Genomic DNA, 20486 nt, shown 5'->3' on the forward strand with positions numbered 1-20486 from the left:
TTTGTCGGCTATTCAGCGGTTGTTCTTGTTCAATATGTTCTCGCCCAGACGTGCAAGGGCATCGCGCAGACCATTATCCGCGACCGGGCGGGCGGTTTCCGCGGCTTTTTCGCGCAAAGCGGGGTCGCCGTGAGGTTTCACGACCGGTGTTTTATGACCAAAGGCAACCTTACCATCCGCAAAGCCGATGGCGGCAGTTTGCGTGATACGCACGCGGGCAATGGCATTATAGCCGTAAACCGAATTCACCTTGGCACGCAGCTGCTCTTTTTGCATCTCAAGCATCGGGGCATTTGCCCCGTTGGTAAGTAATGTCAGCGTTGCGCCCATCCCACCGCGCGCATATCCGATCTCAACTGGCTGGGCGATGGCGGCAATATCCTGGCCTGCGATCTCGGTCCATTGGGTCAAGAGCCGCGACTGGGCAAAACCACGGGTTTCAGAGGCACGCCTGATCTGACCCGACAGCAAACTGTCGGTGCGTTTGAACCCTTTTGTACTTGTGCGCCGTGGCGGCATGGTTCTCTTTCCCTTAACTTGCTCTACATCATAGCGTGTTGCCTTCCCAACACCATTCAAACCGGACAGCAAAGGCCATAAACATTGCGTGATACGCCAGACCCAAAGACACTGCCGCTTCTTTTACTGGACTGGTATGATCTGCATGCCCGCAAAATGCCATGGCGCGTCGGTCCCGATGACCGGCGACAAGGAATCACGCCGGATCCCTACCGAATCTGGATGAGCGAAATCATGCTGCAACAAACGACCGTTGCAACGGTGCGTGATTATTTCCAGCGGTTTGTTACACGCTGGCCAACGGTCGCAGCTCTGGCAGCGGCCGAGGATGCCGAGGTGATGGGCGAATGGGCGGGGCTTGGATATTATGCCCGGGCGCGGAACCTTTTGAAATGTGCGCGCATGGTGGTGGATGTCCATGACGGTGTCTTTCCGTCAGACCATGACATGTTGTTGAAGCTGCCGGGGATCGGTCCCTACACCGCCGCTGCAATATCCGCGATAGCCTTTGATCAGCGTCACACCGTGCTTGACGGGAACGTTGAACGCGTAATGGCGCGGCTGTATGACATTCATACGCCCTTGCCGGCGGCCAAATCTGAACTGATGGCAAAGGCCGAGGCACTGACACCCGCGCTGCGCCCCGGAGACTATGCGCAGGCGGTGATGGATCTGGGCGCGACGATCTGCTCACCTAAATCGCCCGCTTGCGAAATTTGCCCCTGGCGCGCCTTCTGTGCCGCCCGCTGCACCGGTACCCAAATCGAATTGCCCAGAAAGACACCGAAGAAACCCAAACCCCTGCGCCATGGCACGGTGTACCTCGCACAGCGAGAAGATGGCGCCTGGCTGTTGGAAACACGGCCGGACAAAGGGTTGCTCGGCGGTATGTTGGGATGGCCCGGATCAGACTGGACCGAGAGTGCAGAACCACGCCCGCTTGGCACCCCGCCTGTTGCGGCAGAATGGCAAAAGCTGACCGGAGAAGTGCGCCATACCTTCACCCATTTTCACCTGATCCTGACCGTGATGGTTGCTACCGTGCCCAAAAATAGTGCCGGCTCTTTCGTGCCTCGGAACAAGTTCCGTCCTTCTGACTTACCAACCGTCATGCGCAAAGCGTATGATTTGTCGCAGATCTGACCCAATGTCGCCGCTTTGAGCCCCTAGACTTTCGCGCTATACGCAAGCAAAACCGTGCCTTCTGAGGTCGCCATCCATGATACCCCAATACCCCGACATTTCCCGCGAAGACCTGAGGCGCCTGTCGCGCGCCTTGCCTTTCTGGATGTCGCTGGGCCTGATCCCGCTAACGTGGCTTGCCACCTATTTTGGCGGTTGGACGATTGCATTGATCCCTGCTGTTACGTGGTATCTGTTCTCGATTCTGGATGCGATTGTCGGACTTGAACTTGATAACGCTGACCTGGAAGCAACCGAGAATGATCTTTACTGGTATCGCCTGATCACCATGATCTGGGTACCGGCACAGTTTGTCACACTCTTCGGTTTGATCTGGTATGTCCCCCAGGCTGAACACCTCGGCCTGCTTGAACGTGTCGGCCTGTTCTTTGGTGTCGGCGTGGTCACCGGCACTATCGGGATCAACTACAGCCACGAATTGATGCACCAGAAAAACCGGATTGAGCGCGGGTTGGCTGACCTCCTGCTTGCGATGGTACTCTATTCCCACTTCCGGTCAGAACACCTGCTGGTACACCATCGCTATGTTGCCACCCCTCGCGACCCTGTAACAGCACAATACAACGAAGGATTTCACCGGTTTTATCCACGTGTCCTACGCCAATCGCTGCACTCGGCCTTCAAGGCCGAAGCAGATATGCTGGCACGGAAAAACTTACCTTGGCACGACGTTAGCAATCCATTCTGGAAATTCTGGGGATTGCAAGCCGGCTGTCTTGTCTTGGCTTTGCTGTTGGGCGGATGGTCTGGCCTGCTGTTGTTCCTGTTTCAGGCGGGTATCGCCATCTGGCAGTTGGAGCTGGTCAATTACATCGAACATTACGGTCTGACCCGCAAACATCTGGGCGCGGGCAAATATGAACATGTTAAACCGCACCACTCGTGGAATGCGGCGCACAAGGCATCGAACTGGTTGCTGATCAACCTGCAACGCCATTCGGACCATCATTACAAACCTGACCGACGCTTTCCCTTGTTGCAGAACTACGGTGCAGACGAGGCACCTCAACTGCCCTTTGGGTATCCGGTCATGACCATGGCGGCAATGGTGCCCCCGCTTTGGCGTCGCATCATGAACCCCAAGGTGCGCCAATGGCGGCGGATGTATTACCCCGAGATCAGCGATTGGACGGACTATAACAAACGCCAGACACCAATGCCGCGATAACTTTTGGCGCGGTTATCCTGTCAGGTAAAAACACTCAATCTTAATGGTTTCATGACACGCCTCTATGTGCATAGCGAAGAGGCATTACATGGGAACGAACGTCACGGCACTATCGACCTTGCAACCCTGTCAGACCTGTCTGATTGTGGAAGACAGTGTTTTTGACCGCGAAAAACTGACACGTATTCTGAAAAAATCCCACGAAAGCATCAGGATCGTCATCGCATCAACGCTCAAATCGGCGCGGCGGGCGCTTGAAAAAGGTCCGATGTCTCTGATCCTGCTGGACCATAATCTGCCTGACGGGCTTGGCGCCGATTTCGCGCTGGAACTTGCCCACAATCCCGATCTTGCCACGATTCCCGTGATCATGGTCAGTGACTGGCCTTCGGCCTTTATGTGGGAAAAGGCATCCAGGGCGGGTGTGGCCTATGTTCTCAACAAGACGGAGTTTGACGGCAGATATGTACATACCATTCTGAACAGGCAATCCCCGTGAGGGCAGAGCGCATTCCCGGCGGCGTTGTCAGCACACCCCAGACAAAAAGGCCCCGCCACAAGGGCGGGGCTTGAGGTAAGTGCCTTTGTAGGCGCCCTTCATGAGGAAGGCCGCAGGCACCGGCGGTGTACGAATTTGGTGAATTCAGTTGGCCATTTCGGCCCTGATTTGCTGGCGGAGAAGGTCGATAGGCACTTTCTTGCCTTCCTTCTTGAAACACCAGTATGTCCAACCATTGCAGCTTGGCGCTTTTTCATAAGCCGCGCCTACCTGATGGATTGACCCTTTGACATCTGAGCCGATCAAGGTGCCATCGGCACGCACCTTGGCCTTGTGACGCCCGTTCAGGGAATAAAGTTCCTCGCCTGGACGCAGCATGCCGCGTTCGACCAGTTGGCCAAAGGGGACACGCGGTTCAGCGCGTTTCGATGTGCTGGTCTGCAGCGCCTCGCGATCAAACTTGCGCACTTTGCTCAGACGTTTGGCGGCAACTTTGCGATAGGCTTCCTCGCGTTCGATGCCGATAAAATCACGGCCCAGCATCTTGGCAACCGCACCTGTGGTGCCCGTACCAAAGAATGGATCCAGAATCACATCACCGGGATTGGTCGATCCAACCAGAATACGATGCAGCAAACTTTCAGGTTTTTGCGTTGGATGCGCCTTGTCACCCTCTTCGTTTTTCAGTCGCTCATGACCTGTACAGATTGGCAACACCCAGTCACTGCGCATCTGTATGCCTTCATTCAACGCCTTCAACGCTTCATAATTAAAGGTATATTTGGCGTTCTCGTCCTTCCCTGCCCAAATCATTGTCTCATGAGCATTGGTAAAGCGTTTACCACGAAAGTTCGGCATCGGGTTCGATTTGCGCCAGACAACGTCATTCAAGATCCAGAAGCCGGCATCTTGCAGCGCGGTCCCAACCCGGAAAATGTTGTGGTAGCTGCCGATGACCCAGATCGCGCCGTTAGGTTTGAGCAGTCGACGCGCGGCTTTCAGCCAGGCACGGGTAAAATCGTCATAAATCTTGAAACTCGCAAACTGGTCCCATTCATCATCCACGGCGTCCACTTTGGAATTGTCAGGGCGCATCAGATCGCCACGCAATTGCAGGTTATAGGGTGGATCAGCGAAGATCAGATCGACCGAGCATTCGGGAAGCGCATTCATCGCCTCGATACAGTCACCGTCTAGAATCGTGTTCAATGGAAGCACCGCGGTGCTCTTCTCAATCGTCTTCATTTATTCTGCCTCTGTCCCCGGCACATTTTGTGCTCGTTGGTTGAGATCAGGATGAGTCAAAGAGGATTCGCGGTCAATTTCTTTTTTGAATCAATCAGTTAAGAAAATTTCTTGCTACAACATGTTGTGTACCGGTTTGAACGAACGTCTATGGTGTGGGGTTACACCCAGATTTTGCAGTGCATTCATGTGGCTTTTTGATCCATATCCCATGTTGGTTTCCCAGCCATAGCCGGGGTGCTGTTGCGCCAGGGACAACATGACACAATCTCGACAAACTTTAGCCATAATTGAAGCCGCCGAAATACTCTGAGATCGGGCGTCGCCCTTGATAATTGCCTGCGCCGGCATGACCAGATCTTGTGGCAGCATGTTCCCATCGACCAGCGCATAATCCGCCGGGGTCTTGAGGCCCTCAAGCGCACGGATCATTGCCAGATGGCTGGCCCGTAGAATATTGAGCGCGTCGATTTCTTCGACACTTGCATGTGCGATGCTGACCTCGGCCACCTCGCTGATCTCTTCATACAGTCTTGCGCGCGCCCTTTTGGTCAGCCTTTTGGAATCGTTCAGCCCCTCGGGAATGCGCAAAGGGTCCAGAACAACCGCTGCCGCCGTAACCGGTCCGGCAAGCGGGCCGCGCCCAACCTCATCAACGCCTGCGATACGTGCAAATCCCTGCGCCATGGCGGCGCGCTCAAATTCGAAATCTGGTGTCATGTTCCCTCAAAACCCGAACCAGACCAAAACCACAAACGAAAAAGGGGAGGATGCCCGAACATCCTCCCCCAGTTGTCCGATTGGCAGGGACATGCCCGCCGGACACGCGCGCGGTGTTATCCCCGCGCCAAACGGAAACCCCGATCACGCAAGCATCGCGCCTCGTATCCGCGGCGGTCGCCGCGCGGGGTGCTGAAGACATAGCTGCATTGCTGCGGCAGACGGTGTGCGAATTTGTAGTTCCGCTTGAGACATTGATTGGCAAACATCCGCACCCTGCCTTGGCGGGTTTCAAAACTCCGCAGGCATTGCTGCGGCAAAAGCTTGCGGTTTACCCGATCGGGCAAGGGACGCGGTCTGGGCTGTGTGTAGCGCGGCGGCTGATGAACCGGTTTCTTATACTCGGGGACACGATGCACCGGTTTCTTGTATTCAGGCGTGCGGTAGATCGGCCTTTTGCTATCGTGTCTGGCCTCTTCCTTGCGTTCGTTGCGATCATGAATGATCTTGCCTACGACAGCCAAACCCAAAATCGCAGCGATTACTTTGGCGGTATCCCTCTCACCGGCGGCGACAGGGAAGGCACCCAATGCCGTCAGCGCAATAGAAGCAGCAGCTACAGTGGCGATAAACTTGCGATACATAGGTTTGATCCTTCTGTGATGCGCAGTGCAGGAGGGCCCGCGCTTTGATGGGATCAAACTGGCCGGGTCACACACAGACAGGCAATAACAGGGCTTTGCTATCCAATAACATGCCCGGGCAGCGACTCTGGATATTGAATAACGCCCTACAAAGGCGCAGTGATAAAACTATGAAACACACTTGCTTCTCCATCGCCCTCGCGCTTGTCATGATCAGCGCCCTACCCGTTCAAGCGGCGGGGTGTTACGTCGATTACAAAGCGAAACAGGACAACCCTTTGCGCCTGCAATATGGTGTTGCGCAGATTAACGGCACCTGCGACCTGCGCGCGGCAGCAGCAGAGCTTGCCCCGCGATTGGCTGCGCAGGGGTGGCAATTGCTTAACATCCTCTCGGTGTTTGGCGAGGATGGACTTGATCAAAGGAAAGACAGTGCCGGACAAAACTACCTCCGCTTCTGAATTGCGCCGTTTTGTCGGGTTTGGCATCGCCGCGATTGTCGCGCTGTTGATCACCGGTGCCGTTGTGTTGTTCTGGACCCTACCTGATGCCAACCTGTTTAACGCACAGGTCGAACGGATATTTGTCGAAAATGATGATCTGACCAGCGGGGCCACGATCAAACTTCTGGAAATCCTCGCCCAGTCGGGCACCGCCTTTTCCGCGACATTGGCCAGCTACCGGATGGTGATCTTTGTCCTGCTGGTCTTTGCCGCGGCCATGCTGGCGGCGGCTTTGGTATTCCTGATCATGTTGATCACCTTCAATCGTCGCATGGCGCAGATTGAGCGTGCCGGCATTCAGGTGAATTCATTATTGATCAGCCGCGAAGAAAATACCGTCTATCTGAACAACCTCGGTTTCAAGCTGACTGATGCAGCCATGGAAACGATGAGCGTTCTGGCAGAGGCGCGCATGGACGATGATGTGATGTCAGGCAGTGAAATCGAAGGTGTCATATCCGGGCGCAATGCCTCTGATTGTGATGAAGCTGCAGGCGCAACACGAATCAAGCGGCTGCGCGATACATTGGGGAATCAGATTGTTTCGGAACTGCTGGTCAAAAATATCGCACGGCGCGGCTATATGCTCGCCATCGACAAGGACGTGATCAAAGTGATCTGAAACCCCCGGGATGGAAATCCACCTGTCTCTGCGGGCCGGACCTCCCCTTGCAGGGAAACGCGCCCTCTGGTCAAATCAGATGATCCAAGTCTAGGGTGCGATCAACCCCAGTTGCAGGATGCGAAAAATGCCAGCCCCAGTGAACGCCTTTAAAAAAGCCCTCAGCGCGGGTGAAACGGTTTTCGGTTGTTGGGTTGGTCTTGGCGATACCGTTAGCGCCGAACTGATGGGCACCGCCGGTTTCGACTGGTTGGTCATTGACGGCGAACACGGGCCAAACGATCTGCGTTCGATCCTTGCGCAACTTCAGGTGCTGGAAGCCTCAAACAGCCATCCGGTGGTACGCCTGCCGGTTGGCGAAACCTATATGTTGAAACAGGCGTTGGATGCCGGGGCGCAAAGCCTGCTGGTCCCGATGGTCGAAAGTGCCGATCAGGCACGGCAGTTGGTCCGCGACGTGACCTATCCGCCCCACGGTGAGCGTGGCGTTGGCTATGCGCTCAGTCGTGCAGCGCGATTTTCGCAGATCACCGATTACGGCACAACTGCGGATGCGCAAATCTGCCTGCTGGTTCAGGTTGAGAACCTGAAAGGCATGGCCGCCCTGGACGACATTCTTTCCGTTGACGGCATCGACGGCGTATTTATCGGCCCTGCGGATCTGGCTGCCGATATGGGTCATATGGGCAATGCGTTGCACCCTGATGTGCAGAAGGCGATCATGGATGCACTGCGCCGGATCAGAGCAGCCGGCAAGGCCCCCGGCATCCTGTCAACCCATGATCCGATGACCCAAGCCGCACTCGAAGCGGGTGCACAGTTTGTCGCTGTAGGGGCGGATGTTCTGCTACTTAGCCACGCTGCGCAGGCACTTGCCTCCAAATGGAAGGCAATGCACTGATATGAATGCTGGTATCTTTCTTCTGGGGCTGGCCTATGTGCTCAGCCAGTTTTTCCGTGCATTCCTGGCGGTTCTGTCCGAAATCCTTGAACGCGATGTCGGTGCCACACCCGATGACCTCGCCTTTGCATCAGGGCTCTGGTTCCTGACCTTTGCTGCCTGCCAGATCCCGATTGGGGCTGCCCTTGACAGTATCGGCCCGCGCCGCACCGCAGGTTGGCTGTTGCTGGTTGGCGGTGGCGGCGGGGCGGCGGTTTTTGCTCTGGCCACCAGCCCGCTGCATATCAGCATTGCCATGGCCTTGATCGGGGTCGGCTGCGCGCCGGTCCTGATGGCGTCCTACTATATCTTCGCACGGGTCTATCCGCCCTCCCAATTCGCTGTGCTTGCCTCGATGATGGTGGGCCTGGGCAGCATGGGCAATCTCGTGGCGGCTTACCCGATGGCCTTTGCCGCGGAAACCCTGGGCTGGCGCAGCTCGCTTTGGGGTCTGGCGGGCCTATCCGCGGCCGTGGCCTTTGGTACGCTTACCCTGGTCGGCGATCCCGCCAAGACTGAAGGTGAGCAAAAAGGATCTTTGGCCGAACTGATGCGGATCCGTGCGCTGTGGTTCATCTTTCCGCTGATGGGCGTCACCTATGCCATTTCCGGCGCGGTAAGGGGTCTCTGGATCGGTCCCTACCTTGCCGATGTATTCGGGGCCAGCACCGGTGCCATCGGACAGGCCAGCCTGTTGATGGGCATTGCGATGGTCGCAGGCGCGCTGGCCTATGGCCCGATGGACCGCTTCGTCCCCTCTCGCAAATGGATGATTGCAGGTGGCTCGGCAATCACGCTGGCGGCGGGCACTTTACTGATCCTGCTGCCCTCCCATGGCGTAATCCTGTCGGTCACCTTGTTCTGTGTGATCGGCTTTTTCGGCATGACCTATCCGGTTGTCATGGCCCATGGCCGCAGTTTCCTGCCGCCGCACCTGATTGGACGTGGGGTAACAATGCTCAACCTGTTCAGCATCGGTGGGGTTGGCGTGGCGCAATTTATTTCAGGACGGGTTTACCGCGCCTCCATGCCTGCGGAAACTGCCGCTGCCCCCTATGTTGCCGTCTTTGTGCTGTTCACCGCGCTTCTTGCCATTGGCTTTGCGATCTACCTTTTCAGCCGCGACCAGGCAGATTAGACGCGCCCCTTCATCTTGGACGCAGCCAGCGTATAGCCCCCACCGGCACCATCAATGAAATGCACATGATCGTCCGTCATGATTGACGGTACGATACAGGTCATCATCGCATGCGATTGCGTTGCCGTACCATAATCGATGTGCCCCTGCGCCTTTGCGGCACTCAATACCGCCTCGATCTGCGCCTGGGTTGCGGCGTCACAATCCAGAGTCATTTTCAAACCATCATCGCGTTTGCGGAAATCGGCATTTTTTCCCACGATCCGCGCATAATGCCGGGCATCAAATTCACCCAGCTTGAAACCGGTGCGGATCAGCACCCAGGCAATGATTGACGCAAACATTGCCTTGCGCCAGGCCGCGCCCAAAGATCCCTTGCCGCGGCTGGCACGCGCCTCAAGCGACGCGCCTTTGTGCGGCCATCCAAACCCGGGGCCATTTTCGGGCACCGGGTGGCCGCCCCGTTCCAACCCATGCGCCAGCGTTACCACGCGGTCATACAGCCGTGAAATTGCTTCGACCGGGGCATCTTCCACCGGTGTCACGAGAATCGACAGAATTGTTCCATTCCGCGCAGGCATCGGCGACCAGCGACAGGACAGACCCGTCAAATCGGGTTGTTCACCTTCGGGCGCAAGCGGGATTGCATAATTTCCCGCCTTCATCTGGGCCTCGGCCCAGTGCAACCCGCCCCCGTCGAACATGGCATAATCCACCCCGTCCGAGACCTGGAACCGTGCGACCCGCACGTCGCCGCCATGCGCATGGACATGGGCAACGGGAACCAGAGCCACCCGCATCTCGATGTCAAAGGAATCCTTTGCCCAGCGGGCAACCCGCGCCAGGGCATCGCGTGCTGCGGCCGCATCCGACGGCGGTACCGCAAAACCGGCACCATCCCCCCCGAACACAAAAGGAAAGGCGGCACCATCAAGCGCATTCATCATGGCGGAAATCACTGCAGCACCGACCATGTTCACCGTCTTGTACCGTCCCTCCTTGATCAAACCGGTCGAGTTGACGATGTCGGTTGTACCCACCAGCCAATCCTGCGGTAGCGCGGTAAAGCGATCTGCCTGGGTCAATTGATCAAAGTCGCTGATACGCGGCAAATGATCGTAAAATGGATCGCGTGATGTCATCCTGCCAGCCTTGTTAGACGGCCAAGTCTAGCACGGTGCAAGTCACACAGACCAGCCATGTGCCGCCAAGGCCTTTTCACGGTCCGACAAGCGGTGTATGTGCCGCGAGCTATCCCTTTATACAACGGAGAAATAAGATGGGTTATCGCGTCGCCGTCGTGGGCGCCACAGGCAATGTGGGCCGCGAAATGCTGAACATCCTGGCTGAACGCCAGTTCCCTGTGGACGAGATTGTGGCACTTGCCAGCCGTCGTTCTTTGGGTACGGAAGTCAGCTTTGGTGACAAGACGCTGAAATGCAAGGACCTCGATACGTTTGATTTCACGGGATGGGACATGGCACTTTTTGCTGTGGGCTCGGAAGCGACCAAGAAATACGCCCCCGGTGCGGCCAAGGCAGGCTGTGTAGTGATCGATAACTCTTCACTATACCGCTATGACAAGGATGTGCCGTTGATCGTGCCCGAGGTGAATCCGCAGGCCATACACGACTATGCCAAAAAGAACATCATCGCGAATCCAAACTGCTCGACGGCGCAGATGGTTGTCGCGCTCAAGCCCCTGCATGACCGCGCGACGATCAAACGCGTTGTTGTCAGCACCTATCAATCGGTTTCGGGTGCCGGCAAGGAAGGCGCAGACGAGCTGTGGGATCAAACCAAATCAATCTATAATCCGACCTCGGATGTGCCGCCCAACAAGTTTACCAAACAGATCGCGTTCAATGTGATTCCGCATATTGATGTTTTTCTGGACGACGGTTCGACCAAAGAAGAATGGAAGATGGTCGCGGAAACGAAAAAGATCGTCGACAAGAACATCAAGGTCACTGCAACCTGTGTGCGTGTTCCGGTCTTTGTCGGTCACTCCGAAGCGATCAATATCGAATTCGAAAACCATCTTGACGAAGACGAGGCCCGCGACATCCTGCGCGAGGCACCCGGCGTCATGGTGATCGACAAGAGAGAGGACGGCGGTTACGTCACGCCGGTCGAATGTGTCGGTGACTTTGCAACCTTCATCAGCCGGATCAGGCAAGACAGCACAATCGACAACGGCCTGAACCTGTGGTGCGTTTCCGATAACCTGCGCAAAGGTGCTGCTTTGAACGCAGTACAGATTGCGGAACTGTTGGGGCGCGAAGTTCTGAAAAAGGGTTAAGTCCCGCATAAGGTATCAAGGCGTCCCGGTTCACTCTCGGGGCGTCTTTTGTTTTCCCGCTTAGCGCAAACTACGACACCCTGCCGGGAAACCGGCACCCTGTTTCAATCTTTTCCGATCATGCCACCCGCGCCGACTGCCACCACGGTGCCTCTCGGTTCAGGGGGCAACCAGTTCAGCCCATCAACTTATCCCGGCATATCGGTGCCAAAGCGGCACACCAGCTTGCGATAGGGAAAGCCAAGTTCGGACATTCTGCATACTTCCGTTTCACAAGGGACCTTGACCAAGGTGACGCCACCGATACCAGGTTGCAATTCATACCCCTGCACGGCCAGTCGCTCCCCAAGATCTTTCCAATTTGTTGCCTCGGCCATGTCGCGTGCAAGCAACGTCTGCAATGCCATGACAAGGCCTTGATCCCCCTCTTGTGTGGCATCCACATGAAGGCGGCGCGCGATCTCCCGTGCCAGCAAGCGGCGCACCAGATGCCCGATGCTGACATCCTGATGCGCTGTCACATATCGCGCGTTGTACAGCAGGGATTGAGGCGGCTCTATGGGGACGATCTCCGGTGGCATCAGACAAGGCTGAAAGAGAATCGATTAAAATCGCGTTAAGTCCGTATTACCCCTGCAGACAGATACTGCGCGCCTGTGTATCTGTCCCGGGATGCCCCCCGCGCGGGACGACTGCGCCGCGCCCTCATGAACAGGCGCGGACAAGCCTCCCCTCAAACGGGAAGGAACGATTTGGATTCATGGCTATAATGTTCCAGGCCGCCTTCACCAATGTCTGTCCAAAGACCATGCAGGGTCAATTCACCACTGTCGATTCGCTGTTGAACAAAGGGAAAGGTCAGCAGGTTCTCCAACGATACCATCACAGATTGTTTTTCCAGGGCGCGGGTCTGTTCTTCGGGGTCCTGCAGGTCTGCAACCATTTCGAATCCTGGCCGCAGAATGTCCATCCAACGCCCCACGAAACTCGATTTCTCTTCCATCTCGGGCGCATTGCCTTTGCACATATCGATGCATCCTTTGACGCCGCCGCAATTGGAATGCCCCAATACGATCAGATGGCTGACCTTCAGCACGCAAACCGCATATTCGACGGCTGCCGAAGTGCCGTGATGATCGCCATCCGGTTCGTATGGCGGCACCAGATTGGCGATATTGCGGTGAATGAAAAACTCGCCCTGATCCGCACCAAAGATCGACGTCACATGTACCCGGCTGTCACAGCACGAGATCACCATCGCACGCGGATGCTGCCCGTCTGTTGCCAGGCGACGGTACCAGGCTTCATTGTCGGCATATCCGGTGGCCTTCCAGCCATGATAGCGTTGAACCAAATAGCTGGGCAGCGGCCGCACATTCTTCATTTTCAGTTCCTCGTTCAGTGATATTGCGCAGGAAGTAACGCAATTTTTTGGCAGTTTCGAGAGAAAAGGCAATCAGGCCTCAACCATTTCATCATCACTTGTCGGCAAAAGACTGCGAGCCGTGGGGGCTGAATAATGGGTGACACATCATGCAGCTTCTGCACATCAAACCGGTGGAAAACGTAAACCTCGATCAGAACCAACTGGGCGGATTGTATTCTCAACTGGGCCCCGCAGGGGCCGAAGACGTCCTATGCCGGGCCTTGGAGGAACTCTCCCTACGTCTGTCGCAAAGCGAAGAATTGTATCGGCAAGGACAGTGGCACGAATTGCGCAGAAACACGCGGTCACTGATTGCGATTGCGGATCAGATCGGGATGCAGGCGCTCAGCCGGGTGGCAAACGACGTAATCCGGTGCATTGACCAAACCAATGGTGTGGCGATCGCCGCAACCCTGTCGCGTCTGATGCGTGTGGGGGACCGTTCCCTCTCGGCGATCTGGGAAAGTCAGGATGTAACAATCTGACGGCTTGGCAGTGGTTCTTACAGCACAAAAAGCGCGAAAAACCCGAACAGCGCTATTCCTGCACAAGCCATTGCAGGCCCGCGCAAAAGGCTTAGGCTATGTTCAACATAGTCACTTCAAGGTCTTTTATGTCTCTTACCTTTGCCCCCGCTTCAGACACCGCCATTCCCCTGCATGTTCTTCCTGAGGATCAGGTTGAATCATGGCTCGCCCAGCAGCCCGCCGCCACAAAAAACCAACTGACCGGCCAGGGGTTCACCGGCGCTTTGGGACAGGCGGCCAGCATCGCAGGCCCCGACGGCACGCCAGCCAGTGCGGTTGTCGGCTTCGGCACCGAAGACACACGGCGGCGGGGCCGCTTTCATCTGGCGGCTGCCGTCGGCAAACTCCCCAAGGGGGACTACCGCATCATCAGCCAGGTTGATACCGCCACCCTCTCTGTCGAATCGCTGGGCTGGTTACTCGCCGCTTACCGATTTGACCGCTATCGCAAACAACCCCCTTTGGCGGCCCGGCTGGTCGCACCTGACGGGGTCGATATCACCCGGATCGAGGCACATGCAGCCGGCGAAGCTCTGACCCGTGACTTGATCAACACACCCGCCAATGACATGGGTCCGCCCGATCTGGAACAGGCTGCCCGCGATCTGGTCGACCGGCATGGCGCAGCAATCTCTGTCATCGCGGGTGATGAGCTGCTTACCCGGAACTTCCCGCTGATCCACACCGTCGGCCGCGCAGCAGACCGCGCGCCCCGCCTGATCGATATGACCTGGGGTACCAAAGGGCCCAAGCTTACCTTGGTCGGAAAAGGCGTCTGTTTCGACACCGGTGGCCTGAATCTCAAACCCGGTGCCTCGATGGCACTGATGAAGAAAGACATGGGCGGTGCCGCCGCTGTGCTGGGCCTTGCGCATATGATCATGGCCACCGGTCACGCCATCCAACTGCGCGTGTTGATCCCCGCGGTCGAAAACGCGGTGTCCGGCAATGCCTTCCGCCCGGGCGACATCCTGACCTCGCGCAAGGGGCTCACGGTCGAAATCAACAATACTGACGCTGAGGGACGCCTGGTGCTCGCTGATGCCCTGGCCCTCGCAGACGAAGAAAACCCAGACCAGATCATCTCGATGGCTACGCTCACGGGGGCGGCCCGCGTTGCCGTCGGCCCTGATCTGGCCCCCTATTACAGCGCGGATCCCGCCTTTGTCGCAGCTCTCGAAAATGCCGCGCAACGGGAAAGCGACCCGGTCTGGCGCCTCCCCTTTCATGACCCCTACGAAACCCTGATCGAACCCGGTATCGCCGACATTGACAACGCCCCCAAGGGCGGCTTTGCCGGCAGTATCACCGCCGCCCTGTTCCTGCGCCGCTTTGTCACCCAGACACCCTATGCACATTTTGACATCTACGGCTGGCAACCCGGTGATGCGCCAGCACGACCCAAAGGCGGCGTTGGCCAGGCTACCCGTGCCCTTCACACTGCGATCTCAGAACTGATGATCCCATGAGCGATCCCCGCCAGACGCCCGATCCCGCTGTCGCGACCCTTGCCGATCCTGCGCAGATCATCCTGCCCGTGGTTGATCTCTGCCGCACCGCTTCGGGACCGCGCGACAGACAACTCCTGTACGGAGAGACCATAACCATCCTCCACAGGACTGCTGGATGGTCCTATGTGCAAGCTGCCAAAGACGGCTATTGCGGCTACATTCCCGCCAACAGCCATGCCGCCTTCGGGACCGCAACACATTTTGTCAGCGCCGCAGCAACCCATGCCTATGCCCGTGCGGATTTCAAATCACCCGACCTGACCAGCCTCAGTTTCGCAAGCCGCCTGTCCGTCACCGCCACAATCGGCGCTTTCGCGCAAACTTCCCTCGGTTTCATCCCCCGCGCCCATCTCGCCCCGCTGCCGCAGGCGGCACAGGATCCTGCCGCTATTGCTGCGCTTTTCCTCGGCACGCCCTATCTTTGGGGTGGCAACTCGCGCTGGGGAATCGACTGTTCCGGCCTTGTCCAGGCCGCCTTGCTGGCCTGCGGTATCCCCTGTCCCGGCGACAGCGACATGCAATTGGATCTGGGGCAAAAGGCCGAAGGCCCCTACAAACGCAATGATCTGCTGTTCTGGAAAGGCCATGTCGCCCTGGTCACCGACCCCGAAACGCTGATCCATGCCAATGCCCATGCCATGGCCGTCACCCATGAACCGGTCAAGGCTGCCATCAGTCGCATAGAAACCCAGGGCGACGGTCCCGTCACGGCGCACCGCAGGTTTTAAGACACCGCACTGATCCTCTTTTTGGCCTTATATACCGTCCGCACTCTCCACGAGCACCGCCCACATGCGGTCTATTCGACCGCACGGATCAACTTGCGCTCCAGCACCCGGAGCACCGATTTCAGGTCCGCGCCACGTTTCAACACCTGACCCGCCGCGCCAATCACCGCATATTGCCCCTGCTTGCTACGCAACTTCGGCCGCTTTTCGATCCGGTAAAGCGGCATCTCGGCGGTGCGGCGGAACACGGAAAACACCGCCACTTCACGTAAACAGGATATGCCGTAATCGCGCCATTCTCCCGCGGCCACCATGCGACCGTACAGCGACAGGATGACCGACAGTTCCGTCCTGTGAAAGGCAACCTGTTCGGGCGGACGTTCGAATGGCGTCACTTGAGGTGGAAGGTGGCATGTCATGCCCTCACAGTTGCGTTCTTTGCGCGTCAAATCAAGAGCGTGCAGGATCAAATCTGTTGATAGCATGACCCATTAGTGCAAGTGTTCAGGTTTACGAAACATGAAAGCAACCAACTATGACCCCGCAGGACCGCGCCCGCAAATGCGCCGAATTGATGTTCGCGCAGGATCGCGCATCACCCGGGCTGGGAATGTCGATCGTTGATGTCGGACCAGGTCATGCCACGCTGACGATGACCGTGCGTCCCGACATGCTGAACGGGCATCACATTTGCCACGGCGGTTTTATTTTCACGCTGGCTGACAGCGCCTTTGCCTTTGCGTGCAACAGTTACAACCAGAACACTGTCGCCCAGCAAAACCAGATCACCTATCTGACTCCGGGCCAGGCAGGCGAAGTCTTGACCGCGACCGCCTGCGAGGTATCGCGCACAGGGCGTTCAGGCGTCTATGATGTGACTGTCACCGGCGAAGACGGTCGCAGCATCGCGCAGTTTCGCGGGCTCTCCCGTACGGTCAAAGGCCAGCACTTCGAAGAAAAGCAAGAAGGGAACACCTCATGAAAGACCTGACCCCGGCACGCGACACGCTCGACCTCATTGAACTCGCCAGCCGTGATGAAATCGCCGCCCTGCAACTCAAGCGTATGAAATGGTCCCTGCGCCACGCCTATGACAACGTGCCGTTCTACAAGGACAGCTTTGATGCCGCAGGCGTGCACCCCGATGATCTGCAAGATCTCAGCGATCTCTCCAAATTTCCCTTCACGGTCAAAACCGATTTGCGTGATAACTATCCGTTCAAGATGTTCGCCGTACCGCGTGAACAAGTTGCCCGCATTCATGCGTCTTCCGGCACCACTGGCCAGCCAACGGTTGTCGGATATACCCAGAATGACCTGAACAACTGGGGCAGCGTCGTGGCCCGATCCCTGCGGGCGGCTGGCATGCGCCCCGGTGACATGTTGCACAATGCTTATGGCTACGGGCTGTTCACTGGCGGCCTCGGAATCCATCTGGGCGCGGATGCTTTGGGTCTTTCAACCTATCCCATTTCAGGCGGCATGACCCCGCGTCAAGTCCGTTTGATCGAAGATTTCAAACCCAAGGGGATCACCGTCACCCCCTCCTATTCCCTGTCAATTCTTGATGAGTTCGCCGCTCAAGGCATTGATCCGCGTGACAGCTCGCTCGAGGTCGGCATCTTTGGCGCAGAACCCTGGACCAATGCCATGCGCAATGAAATCGAACAGGCCTTTGATATGCATGCTGTTGATATTTATGGTCTTTCTGAAGTCATGGGACCGGGCGTTTCAATGGAATGTGTCGAAACCAAAGACGGGCTCCACATCTGGGAAGACCATTTTTATCCCGAGATCATCAATCCTGAAACCGGTGAGGTGGTCGCGGAGGGCGAGCAGGGTGAACTGGTTTTCACTTCGCTCACCAAAGAGGCCTTTCCGATCATCCGCTACCGTACCCGCGACCTGACACGCCTGTTACCCGGCACTGCCCGCAGCATGCGCAGGATGGAGAAAGTTACCGGACGCAGCGACGACATGATCATTCTGAGGGGCGTCAATGTATTCCCGACCCAGATCGAAGAAGCCTTGATGGCCACACCCGGCCTTGCCCCGCATTTCCAGATCGAACTGTCGCGTCCCGACCGCATGGACCAGATGTGCGTCTTTTGCGAATGCGCAGATGCAAATCTGAGCGCAGAAGCCCGTCAAGCTGCGGCCAAGGCAATGTCAGCCAAAATCAAACAGACCGTCGGCATCAGCGTCAAAATCGAGGTGGCAGACGTCGGCGGCGTGAAGCGCTCCGAAGGCAAAGCGGTTCGGATCATCGACAACCGGCCAAAGACATAATGCGGATCTGCCGACAACAGGTTCCCTGTCCGGAAATCGACGTTACAGCCAGTAAAGCAAATAAACCTCAATACTGCGCCAAAGCCGCGCCCGAATGTTGAGGAATTCAGACATCAGGCCGTGGATCTCATCAGAGGCTTGGGCCAGTTGCACCTTGCCGCAGATCATACGGATTAAATTATCCGCCTATTGGGGGCATGCTATCTTTGCAATCAACTGGTGGATTTGCTGATCAAAGAAATCAAAGCCCCCAATCATGCTGGAATATTGCATCTCAACCGACTCATTTCTGGGAAAGTAAAAGATATACTGATCTCCCCGCCGCCCCTACATCCGGGATTTGGCAATGCTGCCGGCTCAACCGCAATCAATTGCAATGATCGTATCTGTATCGTCCAGCTTGATATTCAACCGCGCCGCATTGAAATCGGCCGTTACGGGATCACCCAGCCGATAGGTCCGCTTGGGTTCCGGCAGGGACAAATCAACAACCGCATCCTGTCCGATGAGGTTCTGGTAGGCCGCTGCATTGCAACTGTCCTCCCCGCTTGCTTGTTGCCGGGCGGTGTTGCGGGGCGTCGGTGGGGTGGCGCAGCCGGCCAGCAACAGCCCTACCATCATCGCTGCGGTCATTGAGGTAATTTTCATCTGCTTTCTCCTTTGTTGCTTCGTTGCGAACGCTCGTCTTGATGCACCAGTTGTCACTATCTGGGGTGCGCGTGGGGAGCCACATTTCACATCTACTTCGGGGTTTTGTCGGTGCCGTAGCGGGCAATGAACATTTCAACGGCACCGTCGACTACATGGCTGATTTCCGCCTCGGTAACAGATTTGCTAACCCCAAAGATCAGGCGCGGCCATAGGTCCGCCTTGCACAATTCACCAAACTGATCTGCAGCAAGGGTATAGTCATCTATCTTCAATTCACCACGGGCCTCGGCACCTTGGAAATATTCCGCCATCTTCCGGCGCATCAACGCAGGACCAGAGTTATAAAAACTGCGCCCGATTTCAGGAAACCGATCCGATTCCGCCACACAGATGCGGAAAATCTGCAAGCCGAAGGTTGAGGTGATAAAGCGCAAAAAGTGGTGGGCCGCTTGTGACAAAACTTTGCGTGGTGCCGATTCCATATGGATGCTGTCAAGCGCTTCTTGAGCTTGCCGCGCACATTCCGCGTTGGCAACCTCCATAAATAACAAGCGCTTGTCGGGGAAATAACTGTAAAGTGTCGCCTTGGATACCGCCGCCACCCGCGCGATCTCGTCCACGCTGGCCCCCTCAAAACCGTCCGCCATGAACACAGTGCGGGCACCACTGAGCACCTGGTCAAACTTTCGGCCCTTGCGAACTTTGGGGGTCGTTACGTTCATGGGCGCTCCTTGGTTCAGACAGGCAGAATATAAACCGTTTCGTTCAGTTCCAAGCGCTAATTGCATTGGTACCTTGTGATAGGTGAGCCAGATTATTAGAATGATTCTAACTAGAGGGATTCATCATGCGCTTTTCACTGAACCGCAAACGTTTCAAGGACCTGTCAGAGCAAGAAATACTGGCCTTGGCCATCTCATCCGAGGAAGACGATGCCCAAATCTATCGCGGCTACGCGGAAACCCTGCGTAGCGATTTTCCGGCATCAGCCACTGTTTTTGACGGCATGGCCGCCGAAGAAGACAGCCACCGCCAGTTGTTGATCGACCTGCACCAAACACGTTTTGGCTCAGTCATTCCTCTGATCCGGCGTGAACATGTGTCGGGCTTTTATGCGCGCCGGCCGGTTTGGTTGATCGAAAATCTGTCGCTGGAACGTATCCGCACCGAAGCAGGTGCCATGGAGCGGGACGCAGAACGCTTTTACCTCGCGGCTGCGGCGCGCACCTCTGACGCGGCAACCCGCAAACTGCTGGGAGATCTGGCGGCTGCGGAGGCCGGGCATCAGACCACGGCCGAAGACCTTTCCGCCCAACATCTGGACAAGGAAACCACTGCATCCGAAGACGAACAGGCACATCGCCAGTTTTTGCTGACCTGGGTGCAGCCTGGTCTGGCAGGGTTGATGGATGGTTCTGTTTCAACCCTTGCTCCGATCTTTGCCACCGCTTTCGCAACTCAGGACACCTGGACCACCTTCCTTGTCGGTCTTGCCGCCTCTGTGGGTGCCGGTATCTCCATGGGCTTTACCGAGGCCGCGTCGGACGATGGTGCCTTGTCAGGTCGCGGATCACCGTGGAAGCGGGGGTTTGCCTCGGGTATCATGACAACACTGGGCGGTCTGGGGCATGCATTGCCCTATTTGATCCCCGATTTCTGGACGGCGACAATCGTGGCCTTTGTCGTGGTTTTTGTCGAACTCTGGGCAATTGCCTGGATACAAAACAAATTTATGGAGACCCCGTTTTTCCGTGCGGCAATGCAAGTGGTCCTGGGTGGGGCGCTGGTCTTTGCTGCCGGGGTGTTGATCGGGTCAGGATGAACCTTGTACTGATCTGCATTGCTGGCTAA

General features: G+C 56.7%; 24 protein-coding genes. 14 read left to right on the plus strand and 10 right to left on the minus strand.

Going from position 1 to position 20486, the window contains the following annotated elements:
* Window positions 1-12: 12 nt before the first annotated feature.
* Complete coding sequence (locus OS190_RS00540; protein ID WP_267156706.1) at window positions 13-519, minus strand: DUF721 domain-containing protein; 507 nt, start codon at window positions 517-519, stop codon at window positions 13-15.
* A gap of 84 nt (window positions 520-603) precedes the next feature.
* Here OS190_RS00540 and mutY point away from each other — a divergent pair, with 84 nt between their 5' ends.
* From mutY to OS190_RS00555, 3 genes are all read left to right on the plus strand, one after another.
* Window positions 604-1662 carry an A/G-specific adenine glycosylase gene (mutY, locus tag OS190_RS00545; protein ID WP_267156707.1) on the plus strand — a complete coding sequence of 353 codons (1059 nt, stop codon included), beginning with the start codon at window positions 604-606 and terminating at the stop codon, window positions 1660-1662.
* 76 nt (window positions 1663-1738) lie between these two features.
* Entirely contained in the window at window positions 1739-2890 is a 1152-nt protein-coding gene (locus OS190_RS00550; protein ID WP_267156708.1) for an alkane 1-monooxygenase, read from the plus strand.
* An 88-nt stretch (window positions 2891-2978) separates the two neighbouring features.
* Window positions 2979-3389: a response regulator gene (locus OS190_RS00555; RefSeq protein WP_267156709.1), complete on the plus strand. Its 411-nt coding sequence runs from the start codon at window positions 2979-2981 to the stop codon at window positions 3387-3389.
* 144 nt (window positions 3390-3533) lie between these two features.
* Here the strand turns inward: OS190_RS00555 and OS190_RS00560 are convergent, their stop codons facing one another.
* From OS190_RS00560 to OS190_RS00570, 3 genes are all read right to left on the minus strand, one after another.
* Window positions 3534-4634, minus strand: a complete 1101-nt coding sequence (locus tag OS190_RS00560) for a site-specific DNA-methyltransferase (protein ID WP_267156710.1) — start codon at window positions 4632-4634, stop codon at window positions 3534-3536.
* 114 nt (window positions 4635-4748) lie between these two features.
* Complete coding sequence (rnhB, locus tag OS190_RS00565) at window positions 4749-5354, minus strand: ribonuclease HII (RefSeq protein ID WP_267156711.1); 606 nt, start codon at window positions 5352-5354, stop codon at window positions 4749-4751.
* Between the two features lie 116 nt (window positions 5355-5470).
* Complete coding sequence (locus tag OS190_RS00570) at window positions 5471-5998, minus strand: hypothetical protein (protein WP_267156712.1); 528 nt, start codon at window positions 5996-5998, stop codon at window positions 5471-5473.
* Between the two features lie 170 nt (window positions 5999-6168).
* On the opposite strand from OS190_RS00570, the gene OS190_RS00575 reads away from it, so the two are divergent.
* The 4 genes from OS190_RS00575 (at window position 6169) to OS190_RS00590 (ending at window position 9201) form a co-directional block, all read left to right on the plus strand.
* Complete coding sequence (locus OS190_RS00575) at window positions 6169-6459, plus strand: hypothetical protein (protein WP_267156713.1); 291 nt, start codon at window positions 6169-6171, stop codon at window positions 6457-6459.
* On the plus strand, window positions 6431-7123 hold the full coding sequence (locus OS190_RS00580; RefSeq protein WP_267156714.1) for a winged helix-turn-helix domain-containing protein: 693 nt from the start codon (window positions 6431-6433) through the stop codon (window positions 7121-7123). Before OS190_RS00575 ends, OS190_RS00580 begins: the two co-directional genes overlap by 29 nt.
* 127 nt (window positions 7124-7250) lie before the next feature.
* Complete coding sequence (locus OS190_RS00585; RefSeq protein WP_267156715.1) at window positions 7251-8024, plus strand: aldolase/citrate lyase family protein; 774 nt, start codon at window positions 7251-7253, stop codon at window positions 8022-8024.
* Window position 8025: 1 nt separating this feature from the next.
* On the plus strand, window positions 8026-9201 hold the full coding sequence (locus OS190_RS00590; protein ID WP_267156716.1) for an MFS transporter: 1176 nt from the start codon (window positions 8026-8028) through the stop codon (window positions 9199-9201).
* Here OS190_RS00590 and OS190_RS00595 read toward each other — a convergent pair.
* The gene (locus OS190_RS00595; protein WP_267156717.1) at window positions 9198-10343 is read right to left on the minus strand and encodes a DUF3095 domain-containing protein; all 1146 of its coding nucleotides are present in this window, start codon (window positions 10341-10343) and stop codon (window positions 9198-9200) included. The two genes, OS190_RS00590 and OS190_RS00595, sit on opposite strands and share 4 nt — an antisense overlap.
* Window positions 10344-10480: 137 nt before the next feature.
* On the opposite strand from OS190_RS00595, the gene OS190_RS00600 reads away from it, so the two are divergent.
* The gene (locus OS190_RS00600; RefSeq protein ID WP_267156718.1) at window positions 10481-11503 is read left to right on the plus strand and encodes an aspartate-semialdehyde dehydrogenase; all 1023 of its coding nucleotides are present in this window, start codon (window positions 10481-10483) and stop codon (window positions 11501-11503) included.
* Window positions 11504-11691: 188 nt separating this feature from the next.
* Here OS190_RS00600 and OS190_RS00605 read toward each other — a convergent pair whose 3' ends face one another.
* Window positions 11692-12084 (minus strand): hypothetical protein, encoded by a 393-nt coding sequence (locus OS190_RS00605; RefSeq protein WP_267156719.1) that lies wholly within the window; start codon window positions 12082-12084, stop codon window positions 11692-11694.
* Between the two features lie 152 nt (window positions 12085-12236).
* The gene (locus OS190_RS00610; RefSeq protein ID WP_267156720.1) at window positions 12237-12887 is read right to left on the minus strand and encodes a carbonic anhydrase; all 651 of its coding nucleotides are present in this window, start codon (window positions 12885-12887) and stop codon (window positions 12237-12239) included.
* A gap of 149 nt (window positions 12888-13036) precedes the next feature.
* Between OS190_RS00610 and OS190_RS00615 the strand changes: the two genes are divergently transcribed.
* From OS190_RS00615 to OS190_RS00625, 3 genes are all read left to right on the plus strand, one after another.
* Window positions 13037-13414, plus strand: coding sequence for a hypothetical protein (locus OS190_RS00615; protein ID WP_267156721.1), 378 nt, complete (start codon window positions 13037-13039; stop codon window positions 13412-13414).
* Window positions 13415-13542: 128 nt separating this feature from the next.
* Window positions 13543-14925 (plus strand): leucyl aminopeptidase family protein, encoded by a 1383-nt coding sequence (locus tag OS190_RS00620; protein ID WP_267156722.1) that lies wholly within the window; start codon window positions 13543-13545, stop codon window positions 14923-14925.
* Window positions 14922-15695 (plus strand): C40 family peptidase, encoded by a 774-nt coding sequence (locus OS190_RS00625; protein WP_267156723.1) that lies wholly within the window; start codon window positions 14922-14924, stop codon window positions 15693-15695. The genes OS190_RS00620 and OS190_RS00625 overlap by 4 nt, the downstream gene beginning before the upstream one ends.
* 71 nt (window positions 15696-15766) lie before the next feature.
* On the opposite strand, the gene OS190_RS00630 is transcribed toward OS190_RS00625, so the two are convergent.
* On the minus strand, window positions 15767-16114 hold the full coding sequence (locus tag OS190_RS00630) for a DUF2794 domain-containing protein (RefSeq protein ID WP_267157323.1): 348 nt from the start codon (window positions 16112-16114) through the stop codon (window positions 15767-15769).
* Window positions 16115-16230: 116 nt separating this feature from the next.
* On the opposite strand from OS190_RS00630, the gene paaI reads away from it, so the two are divergent.
* Both paaI and paaK read left to right on the plus strand, forming a co-directional pair.
* Complete coding sequence (gene paaI, locus OS190_RS00635; protein ID WP_267156724.1) at window positions 16231-16677, plus strand: hydroxyphenylacetyl-CoA thioesterase PaaI; 447 nt, start codon at window positions 16231-16233, stop codon at window positions 16675-16677.
* Window positions 16674-17984: a phenylacetate--CoA ligase PaaK gene (gene paaK / locus OS190_RS00640; RefSeq protein ID WP_267156725.1), complete on the plus strand. Its 1311-nt coding sequence runs from the start codon at window positions 16674-16676 to the stop codon at window positions 17982-17984. The genes paaI and paaK overlap by 4 nt, the downstream gene beginning before the upstream one ends.
* 357 nt (window positions 17985-18341) lie before the next feature.
* Here the strand turns inward: paaK and OS190_RS00645 are convergent, their stop codons facing one another.
* Window positions 18342-18632 (minus strand): I78 family peptidase inhibitor, encoded by a 291-nt coding sequence (locus tag OS190_RS00645; RefSeq protein WP_267156726.1) that lies wholly within the window; start codon window positions 18630-18632, stop codon window positions 18342-18344.
* Between the two features lie 92 nt (window positions 18633-18724).
* Complete coding sequence (locus tag OS190_RS00650; RefSeq protein ID WP_267156727.1) at window positions 18725-19357, minus strand: TetR/AcrR family transcriptional regulator; 633 nt, start codon at window positions 19355-19357, stop codon at window positions 18725-18727.
* A 125-nt stretch (window positions 19358-19482) separates the two neighbouring features.
* Between OS190_RS00650 and mbfA the strand changes: the two genes are divergently transcribed.
* Window positions 19483-20457: an iron exporter MbfA gene (mbfA, locus tag OS190_RS00655; RefSeq protein ID WP_267156728.1), complete on the plus strand. Its 975-nt coding sequence runs from the start codon at window positions 19483-19485 to the stop codon at window positions 20455-20457.
* The last annotated feature ends 29 nt before the right edge of the window (window positions 20458-20486 follow it).

The organism is Sulfitobacter sp. F26204 (assembly GCF_026410305.1).
In the GTDB taxonomy this organism is placed as follows: Bacteria; Pseudomonadota; Alphaproteobacteria; order Rhodobacterales; family Rhodobacteraceae; genus Sulfitobacter.

What these genes read in the sequence shown, in the direction of transcription:
- OS190_RS00540 (WP_267156706.1), bottom strand. Translation starts at nt 519, where the DNA reads ATGCCGCCACGGCGCACAAGTACAAAAGGGTTCAAACGCACCGACAGT.
- OS190_RS00550 (WP_267156708.1), top strand. Translation starts at nt 1,739, where the DNA reads ATGATACCCCAATACCCCGACATTTCCCGCGAAGACCTGAGGCGCCTG.
- OS190_RS00555 (WP_267156709.1), top strand. Translation starts at nt 2,979, where the DNA reads ATGGGAACGAACGTCACGGCACTATCGACCTTGCAACCCTGTCAGACC.
- OS190_RS00560 (WP_267156710.1), bottom strand. Translation starts at nt 4,634, where the DNA reads ATGAAGACGATTGAGAAGAGCACCGCGGTGCTTCCATTGAACACGATT.
- rnhB (WP_267156711.1), bottom strand. Translation starts at nt 5,354, where the DNA reads ATGACACCAGATTTCGAATTTGAGCGCGCCGCCATGGCGCAGGGATTT.
- OS190_RS00570 (WP_267156712.1), bottom strand. Translation starts at nt 5,998, where the DNA reads ATGTATCGCAAGTTTATCGCCACTGTAGCTGCTGCTTCTATTGCGCTG.
- OS190_RS00575 (WP_267156713.1), top strand. Translation starts at nt 6,169, where the DNA reads ATGAAACACACTTGCTTCTCCATCGCCCTCGCGCTTGTCATGATCAGC.
- OS190_RS00585 (WP_267156715.1), top strand. Translation starts at nt 7,251, where the DNA reads ATGCCAGCCCCAGTGAACGCCTTTAAAAAAGCCCTCAGCGCGGGTGAA.
- OS190_RS00590 (WP_267156716.1), top strand. Translation starts at nt 8,026, where the DNA reads ATGAATGCTGGTATCTTTCTTCTGGGGCTGGCCTATGTGCTCAGCCAG.
- OS190_RS00595 (WP_267156717.1), bottom strand. Translation starts at nt 10,343, where the DNA reads ATGACATCACGCGATCCATTTTACGATCATTTGCCGCGTATCAGCGAC.
- OS190_RS00600 (WP_267156718.1), top strand. Translation starts at nt 10,481, where the DNA reads ATGGGTTATCGCGTCGCCGTCGTGGGCGCCACAGGCAATGTGGGCCGC.
- OS190_RS00605 (WP_267156719.1), bottom strand. Translation starts at nt 12,084, where the DNA reads ATGCCACCGGAGATCGTCCCCATAGAGCCGCCTCAATCCCTGCTGTAC.
- OS190_RS00610 (WP_267156720.1), bottom strand. Translation starts at nt 12,887, where the DNA reads ATGAAGAATGTGCGGCCGCTGCCCAGCTATTTGGTTCAACGCTATCAT.
- OS190_RS00615 (WP_267156721.1), top strand. Translation starts at nt 13,037, where the DNA reads ATGCAGCTTCTGCACATCAAACCGGTGGAAAACGTAAACCTCGATCAG.
- OS190_RS00620 (WP_267156722.1), top strand. Translation starts at nt 13,543, where the DNA reads ATGTCTCTTACCTTTGCCCCCGCTTCAGACACCGCCATTCCCCTGCAT.
- OS190_RS00625 (WP_267156723.1), top strand. Translation starts at nt 14,922, where the DNA reads ATGAGCGATCCCCGCCAGACGCCCGATCCCGCTGTCGCGACCCTTGCC.
- OS190_RS00630 (WP_267157323.1), bottom strand. Translation starts at nt 16,114, where the DNA reads ATGACATGCCACCTTCCACCTCAAGTGACGCCATTCGAACGTCCGCCC.
- paaI (WP_267156724.1), top strand. Translation starts at nt 16,231, where the DNA reads ATGACCCCGCAGGACCGCGCCCGCAAATGCGCCGAATTGATGTTCGCG.
- paaK (WP_267156725.1), top strand. Translation starts at nt 16,674, where the DNA reads ATGAAAGACCTGACCCCGGCACGCGACACGCTCGACCTCATTGAACTC.
- OS190_RS00645 (WP_267156726.1), bottom strand. Translation starts at nt 18,632, where the DNA reads ATGAAAATTACCTCAATGACCGCAGCGATGATGGTAGGGCTGTTGCTG.
- OS190_RS00650 (WP_267156727.1), bottom strand. Translation starts at nt 19,357, where the DNA reads ATGAACGTAACGACCCCCAAAGTTCGCAAGGGCCGAAAGTTTGACCAG.
- mbfA (WP_267156728.1), top strand. Translation starts at nt 19,483, where the DNA reads ATGCGCTTTTCACTGAACCGCAAACGTTTCAAGGACCTGTCAGAGCAA.